Source organism: Bacillus cereus group sp. MYBK101-2 (genome assembly GCF_051918845.1).
Lineage (GTDB): Bacteria > Bacillota > Bacilli > Bacillales > Bacillaceae_G > Bacillus_A > Bacillus_A paranthracis.
This window is the reverse complement of sequence record NZ_JBQAIE010000013.1, coordinates 31,177-53,262: the sequence shown is the minus strand read 5'-3', so window position 1 is coordinate 53,262 and position 22,086 is coordinate 31,177. Positions and strand designations below refer to the sequence as shown.

Below are 22,086 nucleotides of genomic sequence, written 5' to 3'. Positions count from 1 at the left end.
TATGTTAGACCAAAAACAACAATCGAATACATTTGAAGAACGAGTTGAAACGATTAAACAAGGTGGTGCACCAAAGTATCATGAACAAAACAAAGCAAAAGGAAAACTATTCGTTCGAGATCGCTTAGCTCTTTTATTTGATAATGGTGAATATGTAGAAGATGCATTATTTGCAAATTGTGAACAAACAGGATTACCTGCTGATGGTGTTGTAACAGCAACAGGTAAAATACATGGTCGTACGGCATGCGTGATGGCAAATGATTCAACAGTAAAGGCTGGGTCATGGGGCGCACGTACAGTTGAAAAGATTTTACGTATTCAAGAAACGGCAGAAAAATTACGTGTTCCATTATTTTATTTAGTTGACTCTGCTGGAGCGCGTATTACTGATCAAGTTGAAATGTTCCCAGGGCGCCGCGGTGCAGGAAGAATTTTCTATAATCAAGTGAAATTATCAGGTAAAGTTCCGCAAGTATGTTTATTATTTGGACCTTCGGCCGCTGGTGGCGCATATATTCCAGCCTTTTGTGACGTTGTTATGATGGTGGAAGGAAATGCATCTATGTATTTAGGATCTCCTCGTATGGCTGAGATGGTTATCGGTGAGAAGGTAACGTTAGAAGAGATGGGCGGAGCTCGTATGCATTGCTCTGTATCAGGATGCGGAGATGTTTTATGTAAAACAGAAGAAGATGCAATTACACAAGCAAGACAATACATTTCATATTTTCCAAACAACTACTTAGAAAAGACTCCATTGGCTACACCTCAAGAACCGAAACAATTCGATAAAACGTTAGAACAAATCATTCCAAAAAATCAAAATGCTCCTTTCAATATGAAAGATCTTATTAATAGAGTTATTGATGAAGGTTCTTTCTATGAAGTGAAAAAATTATTTGCTCAAGAACTTATTACAGGTTTAGCACGTATTGATGGTAAGCCAGTTGGTATTATTGCAAATCAACCGCGAATGAAAGGCGGCGTATTATTCCACGATTCAGCTGATAAAGCAGCGAAGTTTATTAATTTATGCGATGCATATCATATTCCGTTATTGTTCCTTGCAGATGTACCTGGATTTATGATTGGTACAAAAGTAGAACGTGCTGGTATTATTCGCCATGGTGCGAAAATGATTTCTGCAATGAGTGAAGCAACTGTACCAAAAATTTCTATCGTGGTTCGTAAAGCATATGGTGCTGGTTTATATGCTATGGCGGGTCCAGCCTTTGAACCAGATTGCTGCCTAGCATTACCAACAGCTTCTATTGCGGTAATGGGTCCAGAAGCCGCGGTCAATGCTGTATATGCAAATAAGATTGCAGCTTTACCAGAAGAAGAGCGTGATAGCTTCATTGCTGAAAAACGCGAAGAGTATAAGCAAGATATTGATATTTACCATTTAGCATCAGAGATGGTCATTGATGGTATTGTTCATCCAAACAATTTAAGAGAAGAGTTAAAAGGACGATTCGAAATGTATATGAGTAAATATCAAGTATTTACGGATCGTAAACATCCTGTTTATCCAGTTTAAAAGCCCTAATTAGGGCTTTCTTGCTTAAAAAGTCAAGGAGGGGAAAACATTGAAACAAGCAGTTTGGTTTCCGACAGAAGAGTATAAAGAAAAAACGCGTTTATATGGTTGGATGAAATCATTGGGTTATGAAGATTATGAAACGTTTTATAATCAATCTATTAAAGAAACAGCTTGGTTTTGGGGAGAAGCTGAGAAAGCAGTTGGCTATCAATGGATGAAACCTTATACAGAAGTGCTAGATTTAGAAAATGGTACGCCGTTTGCACAGTGGTATAATGGCGGAACATGTAACGTTGTAGAATCAGTTTTATCACGCTGGCTTGCAGATGATGAAACAAGAACACAACCAGCACTTCAGTATGAGGGAGAAAATGGAACTTCAAAATCATTTACATATGAAGAACTTGATAGCTGGGTAAGTCGCGTTGCAAACGGTTTGAAACATGCGGGTATTGAAAAAGGTGACCGTGTAACAATTTATATGCCGATGATTCCAGAAACAGTTGTTGCAATGCTAGCTGTTATGAAAATTGGAGCAATTATTTCACCAATATTCTCAGGTTTTGCGTCTGATGCAGTCATGACACGTGTGCAAGCGGCAGGTTCTAAAATGATCATTACTGCAGATGGTTTTTCACGCCGAGGTAAAATAGTTTCATTAAAAGATGAAGTAGATAAAGCTTGTGAACATTGTCCAACTGTTGAAAAAGTTGTTATCGTTCGTCATGCAGGAAATGATTTTACACCGCATAATTATGATTTCTCATGGAGTACGTTAGAAAAAGAAAAGCCATTTGTACATGCTGAAGAAATGCATAGTGATGATCCATTAATGCTCATTTATACATCAGGTACAACTGGGAAACCGAAAGGAACAGTACATACACATGCTGGTTTTCCTTTAAAAGCTGCATTTGATGCAGGATTTGGAATGAATATCAAACAAGGTGACCGCGTACTATGGGTAACTGATATGGGCTGGATGATGGGACCATTTCTACTATTCGGCTCTCTCATTAATGGAGCAACAATGGTTATGTACGAAGGTGTACCTGATTTCCCAGAGGCAGATCGTTTATGGGAAACAGTTGATAAATATGAAATTACACATCTCGGTATATCACCAACATTAATTCGTGCGTTAATGGCAAAAGGTAATGAGTATGTAAATAAACATTCGCTTAAGAGTTTAGAAGTATTCGCCTCAACAGGCGAGCCTTGGAATCCAGATCCTTGGATGTGGCTATTTGAAACAGTTGGAAAAAGTAATGTACCAATTTGTAACTATTCAGGCGGGACTGAAATTTCTGGTGGAATTTTCGGAAACGTCCTTATTAAACCAATTGCACCGATTAGCTTTAACGCTTCTTTACCAGGAATGGCAGCGGTTGTGCTCGATGATCAGGGCAATCCGATTCGTGATGAAGTTGGAGAATTATGTTTAGAGAAACCTTGGGTTGGTATGACGAAAAGTTTCTGGGAAGACGATGAACGTTATGTGAACACATATTGGTCACGTTTTGAAAATAAATGGGTTCATGGTGACTGGGTTGTTTATGATGGTGAACAATATATTATTACAGGACGCTCAGATGATACGCTAAACATTGCTGGAAAACGCATTGGACCTGCTGAATATGAATCTATTCTTGTGAAGCATAATGATGTCATAGAAGCTGCTGCGATTGGTGTACCAGATGATGTAAAAGGTGAAGTTTGTCATTGTTTTGTAGTATTAAGAGACAATGTAACATTCTCAGGTGAATTAAAGAAAGAATTAATGAGTTTAGTAAACTCTCATATTGGAAAAGCATTATGTCCAAAAGATATTCACGTTGTAGAAGATTTACCGAAAACACGTAATTCTAAAGTAATGCGACGCGTCATTAAAGCCGCTTATTTAGGAAAAGAATTAGGCGATTTATCGTCACTTGTAAATCCTGAGGTAGTTCCGTTTATTCAGGGGTTGCAGTCTAGTAAATTATAAAATTAAAGCATGTATAATGTGAACTGACCTCTAAATTGTTAGAGGTCAGTTTTTATATATATAGGATAATTTAGTACATGTGTTTGTTTTTTCCTTTCTATGTTTTTGCCTCGTACACTTTAAAGTTAGTGGACATACTATATTAATAGAAATGATTAGGGGGTGAGATTATGGGATATCGTTATAGTAATTCTAGAAAGAAATGTTCATGTAAACAGGATGACTGTTGGGACGTTTTTGAAGAGTGTAAAAAAGAACATGAAGAGCAAAATAAGGCATGTGACTGTTGCTGTGTACAAGGAATTAGAGATGAGCTGAGAAAGTTAGTAAACAGATCAGTGCGCATTACAACAGGAACTAATAATTATGCAGGAACTGTTTCTTCCGTCACTTGTGATGTTGTAAAGCTTGCTAATAGTGCTGGCGTAGTTACAGTAATTATTTCAGTTTGTAAAATTGAAGCAATTGAACCATTGTTAACATAGGAAACGTAGCATAATTAGGCTATGTTTTTTGTAAAGCCATTCTTATGAATGGCTTTATTTTCATTTCGTATAAAAGGAAAATATATTCTATATATAGAAATAAGTTTGAGGATATATAGAATGGTGTATGAAAGGAGAATGAAGTTGATTAAATTAGAACCTTTTAAACGATCCGATTTCAAACAATTAATAAACTGGATTGATTCCGAAGAATTTTTAATACAGTGGTCAGGAAATGCATTTACATATCCCCTAAATGAAGAACAATTAGAAAAATATATAGAAAGTGAAAATACACTTGCATTCAAAGTAATAGATGAAGAGACTCAAGAAGTAGTTGGTCATGTTTCACTTGGGCAAATAGACAATATAAATAAATCTACAAGGATTGGTAAAGTACTAGTTGGTGATACGAAAATGAGAGGACGTTCTATTGGAAAGCATATGATGAAAGCAGTACTCCATATTGCATTTGATGAATTAAAACTACATAGAGTAACGCTTGGTGTTTATGATTTTAATACATTGGCTATTTCATGTTATGAAAAAATAGGATTTGTAAAAGAAGGTTTACTAAGAGAGTCGAAAAAAGTAGGGGAAACATATTGGAATTTATGGGAAATGAGTATGTTAGAATATGAATGGAGAGCTAAAATATAATTGTTTTCTATAATTATGTTATGTTAATTAAAAGGGGATTGGGGGAAAATGATGAATAAAAAGACGAAAATCATTACAATTGCAGCTGTTTCAGGAGGAGGCAAAACTACTGTTACAGAAAGATTAACTCATAAGTTAATAAATTCAAAAGCGCTATATTTTGATAGTTATCACTTTGATAACTGTCCTGCTGATATTTGTAAATGGATTGATGATGGAGCCAATTATGATGAATGGGTACTCACACCATTAATTAAGGATATTCAGCATCTTATACGAGATAGTAAGGTAGATTATATTATTGTAGATTATCCTTTTGCATACTTAAATAGTGAAATGCGACAGTTCATTGATGTAACTATATTTATCGATACGCCTTTAGATATTGCAATGGCTAGAAGAATTTTGCGAGATTTTAAGGAAGAAACAATGAGTGAAATACATAATGATTTAAAGCATTATATAACATATACTAGAAAAGGCTATTTGGAGGCGCTTCATACTGTAAAGCCAAATTCAGATATTGTTTTGGACGGAGCTTTATCTATAGATGAAATAATTAATCAAATTGAAGAAGAACTTTATCGGAGAGAAGTGATCGTCCATGGTTAAATGTATAGAGGGATATGTACAAGTTGATGATTTTAAAATGTATTCAAGTATTCAAAAAGATGAGCCGCAATATATAATAGATGCTGTAAAGTGGATAATCGAGGTAGGGGAGAGATAAATGTGTACACTTTATTTCGATACAATTGGCAAGTAAGAGATGATTGGTTTAAGTGGTGTGAGCAACTTTCAGAGGAAGAATTACTCCGCAAACGTGTTGGTGGTGTTGGAAGTATTTTAGAAACATTATTTCATATTGTTGATGTTGAGTATAGCTGGATTAATGCGCTTCAAGAAAAAGAAGATCGGGCACCGCAGTTTAAAGAGTATCAATCAATCCAGAAAGTGAAAGCGTTATCTGATTTATATAAACGAGAATTAGATGATTTTTTGCAGTTGTGGTCATCTAGTCTAGAATGTAAAATATTAAAAGCTTCGTGGACAGATAAAACATATACATACGGTGAAGTGTTAAGACATGTAATTGTACATGAAATTCATCACATTGGTCAGCTATCTATATGGGCGAGAGAACTAAATCTTCAGCCTGTTTCAGCGAATTTAATTGGAAGAGAACTATAGTTAAAAAAACGGCTTGTACTGTAAATGCAAGCCGTTTTATATATATAAGAAGATTTCCTAATTGAAATCCTCGGATTTTTTCTGGCGTATATGTAAAAACATTAAAAATGTAATAATGAAGAAAATCAACAATGTTTGTATGATTAAATTTTTAAACTGAAGCAAAACAGTCCAAGATGTAACAGCATCTTTAAATGCTTGGAGTGCAGAGTATGAAGAAGGATCAAAGCCGTACTGAAGTAACTTTTTTGTTTCAATAAAAGTACTGTTTTCATTTTCGGCGTCTAATATTACTGAAATAAGTCTAGTATCTCCTCGTTTTGCTGTACTGACAAAACTATAATTACCATTAGTTGAAAAACTAGTTTGTAAGCCATCAACACCTTGGTGTTTAATGTTTTTATTAAGGGAATATATCATTTTATTGGTGTTGAAAACTTTCGTATCTTTGAAGGTGAACTGGTAAGAGGTTAGTTTTGTAACGTTCAGTACATCTGGAAAGTCTGTTACTAATTGTGTTGCTAGTTTAGCAACTTCAATTGCTGTTGTAGTTGAAAGTTTATTTGTATCGTTATTCATTCCAGTAGCGTTTAGAAACGGAGATGGTTGTGATAACTTTAGTTGTTTTGCTTTTTCATTCATTAACTGTGTGAAATTATCTTCGTTTCCAGCGATATGTTCTGCAAGAGCAAGTGCGGAACGATTATTTCCTGTCAATAACAGTGTATGAAGTAAATCACGAACTGTCGTTTTATCTTTCGAAGTTGCTTGTATAGGACTCGTTTCTGCTCGAAAAACTTCGTTACTTATTTTTACTAATTCATCTAACTGTATTTTTCCTTCATTCAGTTTTTCCATTACGATATACTCTGTCATTAATTTAGATAAAGTAGCTGATTGGATAGGAATTTCTTCATTTTTTTTATAAATAACTTCACTTGAATTAGAATCTATTAAAATAGCTGATTTAGCTTGAATAATTGGACCATTTACATAAAGGTAAAAATATAAAACGATAAGTGTTGTAATAACAAAAGATAAGAATAAAATTGCGAATTTTTTTAAGAATTGCATAAGCGATCCTCCTATTATGACATCGATAATAATATTGTAAAAAGGAATGCTTAATTAGGAAGAAAGAAAAGGTAAAGAATTTCTAAAGAATTATAAAGGATTATTAAATTTTGGATGTTACTGGAAAATAAAAGGTCCAATTTCTTATATCGTAAGAAATTGGACCTAAAATTAAGCTGTATTAACATTTATATGGTTGTAGTTTTACAGTGAATGTTGTTTTTTTGTCATCACTATACACTTCAATTGTTCCTTTATGCAACTCTACAATACTTTTTGCAATTGCCAATCCGAGTCCAGATCCACCAGTGTTTGTAGAACGCGATTTCTCAACGCGATAAAAACGTTCAAAAATATGAGGTAAATCGGTACTTGGAATAGGTTGGCCGTAATTGGTTATATCGATTGCGATCATATTATTACTTTCATAAGCAGTAATATCAATATAATCACCATCGTTACCGTAAGCGATAGCATTAATAATTAGATTTTCAAATACGCGTACTAATTTGTCTCCATCAGCTAATACCATTAGCTTCTTTGATGGGAAAAAGGGGCGACAATCAATATTAGCCTCTTGCAGCTGTATTCGAAATTGAACTGTTAATTGTCCAAGAAGCTCCACAATATCAATAGGGACAGAATATAAACTTAATTCTTTATTTTGAACACGTGTATATTCAAACAAATCATTCATTAATGCGTTAAGACGAGTTACTTTATCGTAAATAACTTGTATATAATGACGTAATTCTACTTCATCTCTATAATTATCATGGTGGATTAAATTCACGTATCCAACTATAGAGGTAAGAGGAGTGCGTAAATCGTGCGATACATTTGTAATCAATTCACTTTTTGCTTGTTCTGCCTGTCTTTCTTCATCAATCGAGACTTTCAATTGTTCAACAATGTGATTAACTCCGCTTGCTAACTCTTCTAAATGATTATGGTTTACGATAGAAACTTTATGATTGAAGTTTCCATTTGCAATATAACGAATTTCCTCTATCATTTTTTTAATACAAGCTTCATAGTAAAGCTTTCTTTCATGACGGTAAAAAATGTATAGGTAAGATGAGAAAATCGAAAATAAAAATAAATAAGAGACGATCATCATCCAAAGAGATTCCTTTATTCCTTTATATTTTTCATAACCAAAAATTCTAATGAATTCTTTGCCAAGTTCACTTAATGTAAGTGAACTTTCAATTACACTTGTAACGAGGCGATATATAATTAATTCAGTAATAGGGGTAAGTGTGATAGCTAACATGAACCAAAAAATTAACTTCCACTTTGGGATATCTTTTAATATATCAAATGCTTCATTTCTCAATTTTATAGCCTACTCCCCAAACAGTATGAATAAACTTCTCTTCATTCATTCCTGTTTCAAGTTTATCCCGTAAATTACTAATGTGAACCATTACAGTTTTATTTGAACCATAACCATCTTCATTCCAAACGCGTTCAAAAATTTCTTCGGAACTAAATACTCTCCCCGTATTACTCGCAAGTAAATATAAAATATCAAATTCAATAGATGTAAGCTTAATATATTCTCCATTGACTTTAACTGTATGATTATGTTTGTGTATTTCAGCAGAACGAATACGGATAATACCATCTTCATTTTTGGAGGAAGTGGCATTTTGGAAAGATGATCTTCGTAACAAAGCTTTTACTCTAGCTACTAATTCTAATGGATTGAAGGGCTTAATCATATAATCATCTGCACCTGTCATAAGACCTAATATTTTATCCATATCTTCTGCCTTTGCACTCAACATAAGAATAGGTACAGTATTATTCTCACGAACCTCTTGGCAAACTTCTAATCCGTTTCGTTTTGGCATCATAATATCCAAAATCATAAGGTCAACTTCATATGTAGAAATCATTTGCAATGCTTCATCGCCATCGTATGCTTTATAAATGTTATAGCCTTCATTTCGCAAATAAACAGCAAGTAATTCAACAATTTCTTTATCGTCATCAATAATTAATATATTTTTATTCATTATGTAGTTCCTTTCCTTACAAATCATTAACATTACTATAATATCAAACATTTATGTGTTTTGTAGCAATGATTCCACATAAAATTTCATGTAACGTATAAAAAGGGATTAAAACATTCATAACGAATACAAATAAAAAGGATATCTAAATGAAACGTTATATTGAAAGTTTGGAAGAAGGGGGACTTAAGATGTTATATAAAGATATTTATTCATTTACTCCGACTGGAAAAATTGAAAATGATATAAAAGTTTTTCTATTAAAATACAAAAAAGAACTTACATACAAACATTCAATTCGGGTGGCAAATGAAGCGCGAAAAATTGCGATTAAGTATCATGAAAACGAGGAAAAGGCAGCAATGGCAGCATATTTACATGATATTAGTGCAATCTTTCCGAATGAAGAGCGGGTTGAAGTTGCTGAAGAATTTGGAATAGAGATATTACAAGAGGAACGAGAATTCCCGATGATTATTCATCAAAAGCTGTCGAGAATAATTGCAAAAGAGATATTTAAAGTGGAAGATGAAGAAATTTTAAATGCCATTAGTTGTCATACTACACTGCGTAAACATGCAACGAAAATGGATTTAGTGTTATTTGTTGCTGATAAAATAGAATGGGATCAAAATGGAGCGCCACCATATTTAGCAGAAGTTAAAAAAGGATTAGAAAAATCTTTAGAACATGCTGCTTTTGCATATATTTCATATTTGTGGGATAGAAAAGATAAGTTGAAAGTTTTACATCCTTGGCTAGAAGAATCATATTGGCAGTTAAAAGAAATTGTAGAGTAGAAAGGGTATAAGAATGCAATTAAAAGAATATATGAATCAAACATTTCCTGGGGTTACATTAGTACCACATATATACTTTCAATGGGAAAATCATTTGCATTTTCATTTTGGGAAAGGGAAAGACCTATATGTAGAAAGAACCGACGCTATAAATAGGGAATACTTCACTCAACTTTATACATATAATAAATACTTATTTGAAGATATATTTTCAAAAGAAGATGAAGTCTTTTTAGTAACAAATGTTTATCGATTTAAAAAGGAAAATGTAAAAAATCCGCAGAAAATTAATCTATATAGACGTTTTATTCATAATAGAGAATTAAAGTATCATATAAGGCAAGAAACAATACCTTTTTTATTTGAAGATGAAGAAGCTGATTTATATTGTACATACCAATTTTCGTTAAAATGTTTTGCTAGCGATATAAAGTATAAACAGCTTATTCAAGCTGCAAATCATGAAGATTTTCCGGGCCTTTATCCTCGTTTTGGACGGAATAAAAGAAATTTTTTATCCTTTTCGGCAAGAAGACTCCATCTGATTTGTGTTACGGGTGAAACCCAACAATTCAGGTGGAGATGAATTGCCGTGAGTCAATAAGGCTGAACTTTTTTGTTTCTTTTTGTCTTACGATACAATCTACCCTTAAATAAGAAGGGAATAGATCGTAAGAAAACGAAATTGAATAATCATAATCATTCGGTTACTTGAGCCAAAAGGAATTACGATGAAGACTATATTCACATTTTGTTCCGTTTCGTTTCAAATATTATCTTAGGAAAGAAATAATTTTAATGAACTATCTGAGAAAGGTGGTGAAAACAATGGTTAAAAAGAAAGCAGTGAAAGTATTACGGAAACAAAAGAAAAGAGAAAACATGCAACGATTCACGCAGAAACAAAATATCGGACGAGCTTGTCTTACCGCAAAAGAATTTCGCTTACTGCAACGCATGTCACATAGTTCAAAAGCGTTGCGAAATGTTGGATTGTATACGATGAAACAAAGTTACCTGAATAATAACAGGATGGCTACTGTAAAAGAAGTGGACACTGCCATGCAAGCCGATATGAACTACTGGGGCATGCAATCAAACTCTGTTCAAGCCATTCGTAGAGCCTTGTATGCAGAAGTAAAGAGCTTTTTTAAAGCCTTGGAACAGTGGAAGAAACATCCTGAGAAGTTTACAGGTCGCCCTAAGTTTCCGAATTATTCTCGTTCCACTGACAAACGAATCATTGAAATCTATCAAGTTCCAAAAGTGGATGAGAACGGGTTTTGGATGATTCCGATGAGTGTTGCATTCAGGCAAAAATTCGGTTCCATTAAAATACGTATGCCGAAAAACTTACGACATAAAAAAATCTCCTACATTGAGATTGTACCGAAGCAAAAAGGTCGGTTCTTTGAGGTGCATTACACATATGAGATGCACGTTTCTCAAATGAAGAAATCACCCACGACTACGAGTAACGCTTTGAGTTGCGATTTAGGTGTAGATAGATTAGTAAGTTGCGTAACGAATACAGGTGATACTTTCTTAATTGATGGAAAAAAACTAAAATCTATTAATCAGTACTTCAACAAAATGATACGTAATCTCCAGCAGAAAAATATTGAAAACGGAATTTCAAAACGAGTTGTAACGAATAGAATGGCTGCACTTTGGCATAACCGAGAACGACAAATAAATGGTTACATTTCACAAACGGTAGGTCTGGTGTTCAAAAAAGTGAAAGCATTTGGCATAGACACGGTTGTAGTAGGATATAACGCTGGTTGGAAACAAAAATCTGATATGGGAAAAAAGAATAATCAAAAATTTGTTCAAATCCCATTTCATAAACTGATTGCAGCAATTGAGAATAAATGCAAAAAAGAAGGCATCCGATTTTTGAAACAAGAAGAAAGCTATACCTCTAAAGCTAGTTTTCTTGATAAAGATTTGGTTCCAGTTTGGACGAAGGATGATAAGACGTATTATCGCTTTAGTGGCAAACGAATGACTCGTGGTCTGTACCAAAGTAAAGCAGGAACATGTATCCATGCTGATATTAATGGTGCGCTGAATACCTTGAAAAAATCAAAAGTTGTAGAATTGGAGGAAAGTCTGAAAGTGAAAACGCCGATTCTATTAGAAGTGCAAAAACGTAAGGCTGTTGCCACGCGCATAGCTTAGTGGGTGCGTCAACCATCCATGTGTACTCGACTTGTCGGGGCTTGTAGTACACGCCGGAGTCATCTGAGTGGTGGCTTCTTTCATAAGGAAGAACTGCTCTTTTTCGAAAGGGTGGTGCAAGTGGGAAAACAATCTTTCGTTGCCAGTACCAACCAAAAACATACTTGGGGTGTTACCGTAAGGTGGCATGAATGCTAGAGCGTCAAACTGTCTAGCGATAGACGAAAAGACCTAGCGTTCGAACTCAAGCCCCCACTGAAACGATTCATTTCAGTGGGGGTAGTTGACCCAGATGTATTTCTTATTAATGCAACAAAAGATATTATCATGTTTATTTATGATGATAGAGGATGTGAAGTAATTGCGAAGAATAAAGAAACAATACGAAATTTATATGAGAAATATAAAGATTGGATTCCAGATTATGAACGAGAAAGTATAGATAAAGTATTTACATGATAACAATAGGGGAAGTGAAGCGTGTTATGAAACGTATTGCAATCGTATCTGCATGGGAACCAGAACTCACGTATTTACATCAATATTATCCAAGTGAACGCATTGAAAAAAGAGCCGCTTGGGAATTTCATTTTCATACTATAAATGACCTGGAAATTATTTCAGTTATAACTGGTGTTGGGAAGGTAAGTTGTGCTAGTTGTGTACAATTATTAATTAGTGAGTTTCAGCCGGATGAGTTGTTTATGACAGGGATATGCGGGAGTTTATCACATAAGGTGAAAAATGGTCATATTGTAGTGGCACTGAGCGCAATACAACACGATGTCACTGCTGCTGGTTCGGGTGAAGATGTTTTTAACTTATATAATGGTAGAACAGCACCTATCGAAACAACAAAATCGCTTGTAAGAAGAATAAAAAAAATACGATCTTATGATCCGATTCATTTCGGTACATTTTTATCTGGAGATCAACGTATCCGTAGTTCAGAAATGAGATATTTACTCCATACTGTATATGGAGCATTAGCGGTTGATCAAGAAGTGGCAGCTTTTGCTTATGTGTGCCAAATCAATAACAAACCTTTTCTATGTTTAAAAGCTGCTTCAGATCAAGCGAATGATAAAACGAAAGAGGAACAAAAAATCTTTAAAATGTTAGCATGTGAACGAGCGTGTGAGCATTTAATTGCTTTTTTACGTGTATATGAGATTAATGTAGTAAATCATAGATAGTAAGAGGGGTTAATATTGGAAAGTACAAATAAAATAGCTATTTTGGGTGCAAACGGAAAAGCGGGGAAATTCCTTGTAAAAGAAGCGCTAGATAAGGGATATCAAGTAAAAATATTAACAAGAAATTCTAATAATATCAAAATAACAAATGAAAATATAGAGATCATTAATGGAGATGCACGTGATTTTGCTTCAATACGCAAATTACTTAAAGGGTGTGGAGCTGTAATTAATGCAGTAGGTCAACCGAAAAATGAATCTTATATTTTTAGCACAGTAACGAAGCATATTTTAGAAGCAATGAAGGAGTTTGAAATAAAAAGATATATTGTAATTTCCGGAGGCTTTTTAAATGTTACAGGAGATCAAAAGGGAATTGTAAATAAAATTGGAGCTACCTTATTTAAAGTTTTTTTATCAAAAATGATGCAAGATAAATATAAAGAATTACAAATTATCCAAAGTAGTAAAGTAGATTGGACAATTGTTAGATTACCATTTGTTATAGAGGGAAATGGTATTGGACGTATAAACGAGAGTTTAGTAGATATGCCAGGAATCAAAATTCAAAATAGTGATATTGCACCATTTGTTATAAAACAAATTAATAGTGACAGATATGTAGGGAAGTGCCCGTTTATTTCAAATTAAATGGTAGAATTAAAAATTAAAGAATGATGGGTAGAGTGGAGCTAGTACATTTTATGTATTTGTATGTTAAGTTTAACACGAGTAAGTGGGGGATAATTTTATATGATTCAATACAAAAGATGTAGTGAAGTAAATATAGATTTAGTGTATGAAGCTTTTAGGGATGGGTTTTCAGATTATATTATTAAGATGGAAGTTTCAAAAGAAGATTTTATAAAAAGATTTTTTGGAGCTGAAGGGAATTCGTTAGAACACTCGTTTCTTGCTTTAGATGGTGACAAGCCAGCTGGTGTAATACTTGGTGGGATAAAGGATTATGAAAACATAAAAACAATGCGCTGCGGAACATTAGCAGTTCATCCCAATTACCGTGGTATTGGTGTGAGTCAAAAGTTATTTGAACTGCATAAAGATGAAGCGATTCAAAACGGGTGTAAGCAACTTTTTCTTGAAGTCATTGTAGGTAATGACCGGGCGATTCGTTTTTATAATAAATTAGGCTATGAAAAAGTGTACGATCTATCTTATTATAATTTAAAAGATATGACTAAAATAATGCTTAAAGAATGTAAAGGAATTGAAGTAAAACAATTAGAATTTGCAGCTTTTAAAGTTGAAATTCAGAAATGGTTACACTTCCATATAAACTGGCAAAATGATATGGATTATATCGAAAAAACAAATCATACATTTTATGGTGCATATGTCGATAATGATTTAAAAGGTTCTATATGTATGAATGAACAAGGTAAAATTAGTTTTATTTTCATAGACAAAGAGTATAGAAATCGTGGTATTGGATCAAAATTATTACAAGTAGTAAGAGATGAGTTGAATTTTGAAAGCTTGTTAATTAGTTTTCCAAACAACAGTTTACTGGAAGGGTTTGTAAAGAAAACTGGATTTGAAAAGAATTCTTTAGCACAATATGAAATGTATTTATTGATATAATAAGCGGGAGAATTTATTCTTTCGCTTTTTATTTTTGTACTATATTGATATTTTACTTTGTATAATATTCTTTTTTTATGTAGAATAGATAGGATGGGAGGGGATGAAATGAATAATGGATTAAAGTTTAAGATTTTTGAATTGCATTCTTTCGTTCAAAGAACTTATTCTGATATGAAAATAGCATGTGATATTGCTATTTATCAAGAAAACACTTCTAAATATTTAATTTCATTAGGTTTTTTAAATAAATCATACATGACTTATATAGAAACAAAAAGATTTTATCGTGAAAATGAAGAGCTTGTAAGTGTAGAATTTGATAATTTCTTTGATACATATGATATATTAGAACAGGAGTTAAAAAAAGTTATTTCAACTGAAGATAAGAATCCTTCATTGTTACATAGTAGATTTGATCAGTTTCAGCAGAAAGTTGAAAATATAAATGACCTAATAAAAGTAATGCAAAATGCTCGTTAATGAATGCTTTTTCTGTTTTATATAGAAATTATGCATTAAAAATATATTAGGGATATTACATATTGAAGAGGTGACTTTTGTTGATTACAGAAGTCATCTTTTTACATTAGAAATAGATTGTATAAATTTTAGTAATTTCATATTTTAGGAAATCATAAGAGGGAAATAACATGAAAAATAAAAAAGAAATAGCTATAGTTGCATTAACAACAGGATTAGCTTTAACAAGCATAGTACCATACGAGATAGGTTATGCTGAGGAAACGGATCAAATGCAAGTTGATATTCAAGAGGATTCGTTCCGTACAGGTGAACTTACAAAACCATCACAAAAAACGCCAGAGAACGTAGTGAAAGATGCACTTAAGGAAAAGACGGAACATGCTTTGTCACCAAAACAAGTGAGTGGAGACAAAGGGGTAGATTACGAAGTTGTTCAAAAACGTGGTTCTTATGATGGGACTACACTTGTTCGTATGCAACAAATATATGAAGGTAAAGAAGTATACGGACACCAATTGACTGCTCATGTAGATAAAAAGGGTATTATTAAAAGTGTTTCAGGGGAAAGTGCACAAAACTTAGAAAAAGAAGATTTAAAGAATCCTATTAATTTATCAAAAGAAGAAGCAAAACAATATATTTATACGAAGTACGGAAATGATATTCAATTTATTTCTGAGGCAGAAGTTAAGGAAGTTATTTTTGTTGATGAAAATCGTGGGCAAGCTACAAATGCATATCAAGTTACATTTGCAGCTGCCACACCAAACTATGTATCTGGAACTTATTTAGTGGATGCTCATAGTGGTGATATGTTGAAAAATATGGTGCAAGAGTCAGATTTAAAAGTAAATGAAGAGCGTGTTGAAGCTATTCAGGAGAATAAAAAAAGTAATTTTAAATCATTAACTGGGACTGGAAAAGATGATTTAGGAATAACTCGTACATTCGGTATTTCTGAACAAAGTAACGGGAAATATGCGCTTGCTGATTATACAAGAGGGCAAGGAATTGAGACGTATGATGTAAATTATAGAGATATTACTTTTGAAGAAAAATATTATCCTGGTATATTAACAACTAGCACATCAACAACATTCAATGACCCAAAAGCGGTAAGTGCTCATTTCTTAGCGACAAACGTATATGATTTTTATAAAGACAAATATAAGCGTAATAGTTTTGATAATAAAGGGAAAAAAGTAGTTTCAGTTGTACATGCATGGGATTCTGGAGAAACAAATGATCCTAAAAATTGGGGGAATGCATTTAGCGCTAATATTAACAATGTTAGTATGCTTATATATGGTGATCCAATGGTTAGATCGTTTGACATAGCGGGTCATGAATTTACACATGCGGTTACATCTAGTGAATCTAATCTTGAATTTTTTGGAGAATCTGGAGCAATTAACGAGGCGTTATCTGATATTATGGGAACGGCTATTGAGAAATATATAAATAATGGGGAATTTAATTGGACAATAGGAGAACAAAGTGGATCAGTTCTCCGTAATATGAAAAATCCATCTTCAGTCAAATTCTTTAATGGAGTACCGTATCCAGATGATTATAGCAAATACAGTGATTTAAACGGAGAGGATAATGAGGGCGTTCATTTCAACTCAAGTATTATTAATAAAGTCGCGTATTTAATTGCACAAGGTGGCACTCATAACGGTGTAACTGTAAATGGTATTGGTGAAGATAAAATGTTTGATATTTTCTATTATGCAAATACTGATGAATTGAATATGACTTCTAATTTCTCTGAATTAAGATTAGCGTGTCTTAAAGTTGCAACAAATAAATATGGGGCAAATTCCATTGAGGTTGAAACGGTCCAAAAAGCTTTTGATGCAGCAAAAATTAAAGGAACAGTGAAAGAAAACGAAAAAACTGAGGCAAACCAAGTCCCAGAGCTAACAGTACCGCCAACAATTACACTACGTGTCGGTGATAAGTTTGACCCGATGAGCAATGTAAAAGCTATTGATAAAGAAGATGGTGATTTAACAAATCGAGTAGAACATAAAGGTGATGTAGACACTTCTAAACCAGGCAAATGCATTGTGGAGTACACTGTCGTTGATTCTCAAGGTGGGAAAGCAACGGTAACACGGACTGTAATTGTAGAGGGAGATGGAGAAACATCAGATCTAAAACCTACATTGACAGTTCCTATTGCAACGACAATTACTGTAGGAGAATCATTCGATCCGATGGCAAAAGTAAAAGCTATTGATAAAGAAGACGGCGATCTTACTTCTAAAGTAAAAGTTGAGGGGGAAGTAGATACCTCTAAAGTCGGTACTTACATAGTAACGTATACAGTTATAAATTCTAAAGGCCATGAAGAAATTGCGAAACAAACTGTAACAGTCACAGGTAGAGAAGAAGTTAAGAATGACATACCAATACTAAAAGTACCTGCTACAACTACAATTACTAAGGGAGATGAATTCAATCCAATGGTAGGTGTATCAGCTACGGATAAAGAAGACGGTGATCTTACTTCTAAAGTAGTATATAAAGATATTGGAGATACCACTAAAGTTGGTACTTTTGAAATAATATATAGTGTCACAGATTCTGTAGGTAATAAGGTACATGCAATACAAAAAGTATTAGTGAAGGATACAGACGCTAGCAAAGCTAAAGGTAGTACTAATAACAGTAATAACGATAATATCCAAAACAACAGTAATTCCAATAAAAAAGAATCTACATATAAAGAGCTTCCAAACACGGGGGGCAGTACAACTAATAGTACAACAATGGGCTTATGGATGGTTTTTGCAGGTATAGTGTTCACTTTAGTTCGCAAATTTAGAAAAATATAAAAGTAGATAGTACAGCTTATTCGTTTGAAGAATAGAGTACAAAAATAATTGTGCATCATGAATTGTTTCCATAACTCATTTTTGTTAAAGCAATCACCATTTTTTCTTAATTTATTTTAGAAGGTAGAATAATAGTAAACATAGAATATATTAATAATTAAAATGTTTACGAAGTGAAGGTGATAGCAATAAAACAAGACGAAATTAAAGTAGTTGTCGGAGCTGGAGTGTTTAATAATAATCCAGGCTGGATTCAAACGCAAGAAGATGAACTTAACCTACTAGATAAAGCTACGTGGGAAGAAAGATTTGAATACAACTCTATTTCAGTTATTTTAGCAGAGCATGTCTGGGAACACCTTACGTTTGAAGAAGGTGTAAGAGCAGCTGGAATTTGTTGTAAATTTTTAAAGCCAACAGGGCACATTCGGTGCGGTGTTCCTGATGCATTTTTCCGAGATGAAGCGTACCAAAATATAGTTCAAATAGGTGGACCTGGCCCAAAAGATCACCCAGCAGCAAGTCATAAAATTGTTCATAATTATAAAACCTTAACGAAAATGTTTGAAAGTGCTGGATTTGAGGTAGTTTTACTTGAATATTGTGATGAAAATGGGCAGTTTTATTACAAGGAATGGGATGCGAACGACGGTGTTATTTTCCGTTCGAAAAAGTATGATTCTAGAAATAAAGGGGATAAACTTGGTTTTCCATCGTTAATTGTTGATGCGATTAAAAGGTAAAGCAATCAATAAAAATAAGGGCTAATTCTATAATTTCATGAGTCGCAAATGCGACTCTTTTTATTTGTACGTAAGTCTATATTTAATGGGAAAATGTACATACATGATATTTAATTCTCTAGATTATATAACTCAATTTAGAAATAATTCAAGTTTTTCTCAGCACTATTAACTTTAAATTAATACTTCGTTGGCATAAAGATTTATTTTATATTTATATTCGTGTAAAATAAATTAAGAACATACATTCTGTATAGGGAGGCAATCAATATGATAGCTGAAATTGAGAAACTAAGTGATGGATATATTGTAAAATTTGAACGTCAATTTGCATATACGATTGAAGAGGTTTGGTCAGTTTTAACAGAAAACAGTAAGTTAAAAAAATGGATGTCCAATTTGCATATTGAAAGCCTTAAAACAAATGGTGTAATAAAGTTCGACATGATGGATGGTTCATTTATAAATATTGATATTATAGAGTGTCAAGTAAATTCAGTGCTTGAATTTACTTGGAATAAAGATCGGGTCCGATTTGAAATACATAAAGAGGATAATGGTACCCTTTTACTTCTCAAAGAATATATTCACGAATTAACTGATCATACACCGAAAGATATAGCTGGTTGGCATATTTGTTTAGATCTTTTTTCTGCCGTTCTAGAAGGAGAAGAAAAAGAATTTTCTAAAGATGAATGGCAACAATGGTTTGAAATATATAAAGATAAGGTTATTGAAGTAAGAGGATAATTACCTTAAAGGTTATATTCATTGTGTAATTATTATATTATAAAAGTGATTATTAAGATTAAAAACAGTTGATAAGTGGTATTGTTGTTTGTTAATCTTTTCGTTTTATTGTCTGTTTTTTTGCATTTAACAGAAATATATACTTGAATGAAGTATATATTTCTGTTAAATTTATCCTATGGATAGAACGAGTTTAATTAAAGGGCATTTAGAAATGTGTGTATTATCTATTTTGTCAAAAAAGAAAAGTTATGGTTATGAGATTATGAAAGAGTTAGAAGTACACAATTTAAAGTTGAAAGGAGTAGGAAGTATTTATCCAATTTTAACTAAGTTAAAAAATCAAGAGTGGGTTAATACTTATCAAGAAGTAACAGACAGTGGTAAAGTTAGAATTTATTATGAAATTAATGAAAACGGTAAAATACGTCTTGAGAAGAAAATTAATGAGTGGTTAGAATTGCAATCGGATATTCAAACATTATTAAAAAGCGGTTTGAAAGGAGACCTTCTGAAATGAGGAATAGATTGATAGGTAAAGAAAAGCAATTTTTAACAGACGTACTAAAGGAATTAAAGCAATACGATATTAGTTTAGAAGAAAGGGAAAATATTAAGCGACAAATATTCGAACATATTCAAGAATGTCGTGAACATGGTGAAGACAGTATAGATGATTTAGGTACCCCTCAATTATTTGTTCAAGATTTTATAGAAATAAATGAAATTGATTTACAAGTTAAAATGAAACAAATTCAAAATGAAAAAGGAAAATACAATACATTTGTCTTACGTGGCATATTCATCGCATTTATTACTTACCTCATCTCGCAAACTACATTTTCAATATTTTTAACTGAATCATTTAACCAACCTAATAGTAAAGATATATTTGATTATAATATTTTATATCGTATATCAGAGAATCAATGGTGGAACTCATTATTAATAATGAGTAGTTTTACAATCTCTGTAGTAGTATTTATTAGTTTAGTAAATTATAAAAAAAGAAAGCTATCTAAAGTATAATGAAGAAAACTATCTATAAATTATTCCAAATATGTATTCTTTGTAATGTATTAGTATTATGTATCGTTCATCCAAAAGTGTATGCTCAGCACAATATTAAAGCTAATTTAGATAAGTATATTGAAGAATTTATAAATGAACAGAATATTCCAGGAGTTGCTGTTGCAATTGTACATAATAAAGATGTATTCTTCACAAAAACGATGGGGATTACTGGAGAATCTGAAAAAAAGGTAACTAGTAAAACTCCATTTGCAATCGGCTCAATAAGTAAATCTTTAACAGCTTTAGCTATCGTGAAATTAATAGAAGATAAAAAAATAAAATTAGAGGATCCTGTTCAACGATACCTCCCCTGGTTTAAACTAAAAGATTCTCAAATATCCTCAACTATAACAATCCAACATCTACTAACTCATACAAGTGGAATAAGCACATATGAGGGCTTATTATTATCAGATAAGCAATCCAAAAGTTCTACAGCATTAAAAGAAAATGTAATGAAGCTTTCAAATGTAAAAATAACTGCTCCACCAAGTGAAAAATATCAATATAGTAATGTGAATTATATGGTTTTAGGTGCACTTATTGAAGAAGTTACAAATGATACATATTCCTCATATATGCAAAAACATGTTTTTCGGCTATTAAATATGAATGGTGCGGCAGCAAGTAAAGAAATTGCATATGAAAAAGGCTATTTAACAGGTTATCAGTCGTGGTTTGGCATACCAAGAAAAAGTGTAGTGTCCTATGATAATGCCGGGGCACCATATGGCTATATTACCGCGAATTTGGAAGATATGATTCAATTCATTATGTTTTTGAATCGCCAAGAAAATCCTCAATTTTTAAAGCAAGAAAACATGGATCTTTATCTTTCACCACTTTATAAAATAAATTCAGAAAAAAGTTATGGTTTTGGATTAAGAACAACAAATATAAATGAAAGCGAAACGATGATTTGGCATTCAGGATCAACGCCCGATGCTCGTGCAGAAATATTTACTTTAAATAAAAGTGGCTGGAGTGGTGTGATTTTAACAAATAAAAATCATGTATTAGAAGAAACCGCACTATCAGAATTGAAAAAGGGGATTATTAGTATTTTGAATGGAGAAGAACCGGTTGATATCCCTAAAAACATCCCATTAATACAAATTGTTTTGTTGCTAGTTACACTTATACTTTTCATAATATCAATTATGTTAATTAAAAAGTATAAACATATGAAAAGCGTAAAAAAGCTAATTTGGTTATTCATAGGGAGTCTATCCCTACTATTATCTATTATTTTCATCCCACTTCTTACTTATAGTACAAGTTCACCATGGCGTACGATAAAAATATTTGCGGCAGATATAGGTTTACTTACAAGTATTATAGTAATTTTATTAGCTGTGAACGGATTATTATCAATCTTCATAGGTTTAAGACGAAAGAGGGTATACGAGTAAATAATTGAAGAAATATAATTCAAGTGTTA

At 32.7% G+C, this 22,086-nt stretch carries 23 protein-coding genes and 1 pseudogene; 21 read left to right on the top strand and 3 right to left on the bottom strand.

The annotated features are described in order from the left end of the window. The first annotated feature begins 1 nt into the window (after window position 1). The 7 genes and pseudogenes from ACTFSI_RS21420 to ACTFSI_RS21390 all read left to right on the top strand — a co-directional run bounded on the left by ACTFSI_RS21420 (window position 2) and on the right by ACTFSI_RS21390 (window position 5,869). Window positions 2-1,543: an acyl-CoA carboxylase subunit beta gene (locus ACTFSI_RS21420; RefSeq protein ID WP_000886754.1), complete on the top strand. Its 1,542-nt coding sequence runs from the start codon at window positions 2-4 to the stop codon at window positions 1,541-1,543. A 49-nt stretch (window positions 1,544-1,592) separates the two neighbouring features. After that, complete coding sequence (locus tag ACTFSI_RS21415; protein WP_138321979.1) at window positions 1,593-3,533, top strand: AMP-binding protein; 1,941 nt, start codon at window positions 1,593-1,595, stop codon at window positions 3,531-3,533. A gap of 170 nt (window positions 3,534-3,703) precedes the next feature. Continuing rightward, window positions 3,704-4,018 (top strand): exosporium protein ExsK, encoded by a 315-nt coding sequence (exsK, locus tag ACTFSI_RS21410; protein WP_000542330.1) that lies wholly within the window; start codon window positions 3,704-3,706, stop codon window positions 4,016-4,018. A 120-nt stretch (window positions 4,019-4,138) separates the two neighbouring features. Beyond that, the gene (locus ACTFSI_RS21405) at window positions 4,139-4,678 is read left to right on the top strand and encodes a GNAT family N-acetyltransferase (protein ID WP_041184109.1); all 540 of its coding nucleotides are present in this window, start codon (window positions 4,139-4,141) and stop codon (window positions 4,676-4,678) included. Between the two features lie 51 nt (window positions 4,679-4,729). Further along, window positions 4,730-5,290, top strand: a complete 561-nt coding sequence (locus ACTFSI_RS21400) for an AAA family ATPase (RefSeq protein ID WP_044792459.1) — start codon at window positions 4,730-4,732, stop codon at window positions 5,288-5,290. A 49-nt stretch (window positions 5,291-5,339) separates the two neighbouring features. Next, window positions 5,340-5,408: pseudogene (locus ACTFSI_RS21395) on the top strand (alpha/beta hydrolase); the annotation flags it as partial. A gap of 2 nt (window positions 5,409-5,410) precedes the next feature. Beyond that, window positions 5,411-5,869: a DinB family protein gene (locus ACTFSI_RS21390; protein ID WP_138321978.1), complete on the top strand. Its 459-nt coding sequence runs from the start codon at window positions 5,411-5,413 to the stop codon at window positions 5,867-5,869. Between the two features lie 57 nt (window positions 5,870-5,926). Here the strand turns inward: ACTFSI_RS21390 and ACTFSI_RS21385 are convergent, their stop codons facing one another. From ACTFSI_RS21385 to ACTFSI_RS21375, 3 genes are all read right to left on the bottom strand, one after another. Then, window positions 5,927-6,943 carry a D-alanyl-D-alanine carboxypeptidase family protein gene (locus ACTFSI_RS21385; protein WP_138321977.1) on the bottom strand — a complete coding sequence of 339 codons (1,017 nt, stop codon included), beginning with the start codon at window positions 6,941-6,943 and terminating at the stop codon, window positions 5,927-5,929. 181 nt (window positions 6,944-7,124) lie between these two features. Continuing rightward, complete coding sequence (locus ACTFSI_RS21380) at window positions 7,125-8,282, bottom strand: sensor histidine kinase (protein ID WP_138321976.1); 1,158 nt, start codon at window positions 8,280-8,282, stop codon at window positions 7,125-7,127. Beyond that, window positions 8,272-8,967, bottom strand: coding sequence for a response regulator transcription factor (locus tag ACTFSI_RS21375; protein WP_001038816.1), 696 nt, complete (start codon window positions 8,965-8,967; stop codon window positions 8,272-8,274). The genes ACTFSI_RS21380 and ACTFSI_RS21375 overlap by 11 nt, the downstream gene beginning before the upstream one ends. A 191-nt stretch (window positions 8,968-9,158) precedes the next feature. Here ACTFSI_RS21375 and yqeK point away from each other — a divergent pair, with 191 nt between their 5' ends. The 14 genes from yqeK (at window position 9,159) to ACTFSI_RS21305 (ending at window position 22,057) form a co-directional block, all read left to right on the top strand. After that, on the top strand, window positions 9,159-9,767 hold the full coding sequence (gene yqeK / locus ACTFSI_RS21370) for a bis(5'-nucleosyl)-tetraphosphatase (symmetrical) YqeK (RefSeq protein ID WP_138321975.1): 609 nt from the start codon (window positions 9,159-9,161) through the stop codon (window positions 9,765-9,767). 13 nt (window positions 9,768-9,780) lie between these two features. Further along, window positions 9,781-10,353, top strand: a complete 573-nt coding sequence (locus ACTFSI_RS21365) for a DUF3885 domain-containing protein (protein ID WP_241747710.1) — start codon at window positions 9,781-9,783, stop codon at window positions 10,351-10,353. Window positions 10,354-10,595: 242 nt separating this feature from the next. Beyond that, a complete protein-coding gene (locus ACTFSI_RS21360; protein ID WP_070806076.1) occupies window positions 10,596-11,951 on the top strand; it encodes an RNA-guided endonuclease TnpB family protein in 1,356 nt (451 codons plus the stop codon). 255 nt (window positions 11,952-12,206) lie between these two features. Further along, window positions 12,207-12,410 (top strand): DUF3885 domain-containing protein, encoded by a 204-nt coding sequence (locus ACTFSI_RS21355; RefSeq protein ID WP_419761938.1) that lies wholly within the window; start codon window positions 12,207-12,209, stop codon window positions 12,408-12,410. Further along, on the top strand, window positions 12,410-13,147 hold the full coding sequence (gene mtnN / locus ACTFSI_RS21350) for a 5'-methylthioadenosine/S-adenosylhomocysteine nucleosidase (RefSeq protein ID WP_138322604.1): 738 nt from the start codon (window positions 12,410-12,412) through the stop codon (window positions 13,145-13,147). Before ACTFSI_RS21355 ends, mtnN begins: the two co-directional genes overlap by 1 nt. A 15-nt stretch (window positions 13,148-13,162) precedes the next feature. Further along, entirely contained in the window at window positions 13,163-13,798 is a 636-nt protein-coding gene (locus ACTFSI_RS21345; protein WP_138321974.1) for an SDR family oxidoreductase, read from the top strand. A gap of 102 nt (window positions 13,799-13,900) precedes the next feature. Further along, window positions 13,901-14,749 (top strand): GNAT family N-acetyltransferase, encoded by an 849-nt coding sequence (locus tag ACTFSI_RS21340; protein WP_440045622.1) that lies wholly within the window; start codon window positions 13,901-13,903, stop codon window positions 14,747-14,749. A gap of 108 nt (window positions 14,750-14,857) precedes the next feature. Further along, the gene (locus ACTFSI_RS21335; RefSeq protein ID WP_001059029.1) at window positions 14,858-15,232 is read left to right on the top strand and encodes a hypothetical protein; all 375 of its coding nucleotides are present in this window, start codon (window positions 14,858-14,860) and stop codon (window positions 15,230-15,232) included. A 170-nt stretch (window positions 15,233-15,402) separates the two neighbouring features. Then, entirely contained in the window at window positions 15,403-18,078 is a 2,676-nt protein-coding gene (locus tag ACTFSI_RS21330) for a M4 family metallopeptidase (protein ID WP_138321972.1), read from the top strand. Window positions 18,079-18,260: 182 nt separating this feature from the next. Further along, entirely contained in the window at window positions 18,261-18,821 is a 561-nt protein-coding gene (locus ACTFSI_RS21325) for a class I SAM-dependent methyltransferase (RefSeq protein WP_138322603.1), read from the top strand. 270 nt (window positions 18,822-19,091) lie between these two features. Then, on the top strand, window positions 19,092-19,571 hold the full coding sequence (locus ACTFSI_RS21320; RefSeq protein ID WP_138321971.1) for an SRPBCC family protein: 480 nt from the start codon (window positions 19,092-19,094) through the stop codon (window positions 19,569-19,571). Window positions 19,572-19,749: 178 nt separating this feature from the next. After that, entirely contained in the window at window positions 19,750-20,091 is a 342-nt protein-coding gene (locus tag ACTFSI_RS21315; protein ID WP_016087774.1) for a PadR family transcriptional regulator, read from the top strand. Continuing rightward, window positions 20,088-20,600: a hypothetical protein gene (locus ACTFSI_RS21310; RefSeq protein ID WP_138321970.1), complete on the top strand. Its 513-nt coding sequence runs from the start codon at window positions 20,088-20,090 to the stop codon at window positions 20,598-20,600. Before ACTFSI_RS21315 ends, ACTFSI_RS21310 begins: the two co-directional genes overlap by 4 nt. Beyond that, window positions 20,600-22,057 (top strand): serine hydrolase domain-containing protein, encoded by a 1,458-nt coding sequence (locus tag ACTFSI_RS21305; RefSeq protein ID WP_138321969.1) that lies wholly within the window; start codon window positions 20,600-20,602, stop codon window positions 22,055-22,057. Before ACTFSI_RS21310 ends, ACTFSI_RS21305 begins: the two co-directional genes overlap by 1 nt. The last annotated feature ends 29 nt before the right edge of the window (window positions 22,058-22,086 follow it).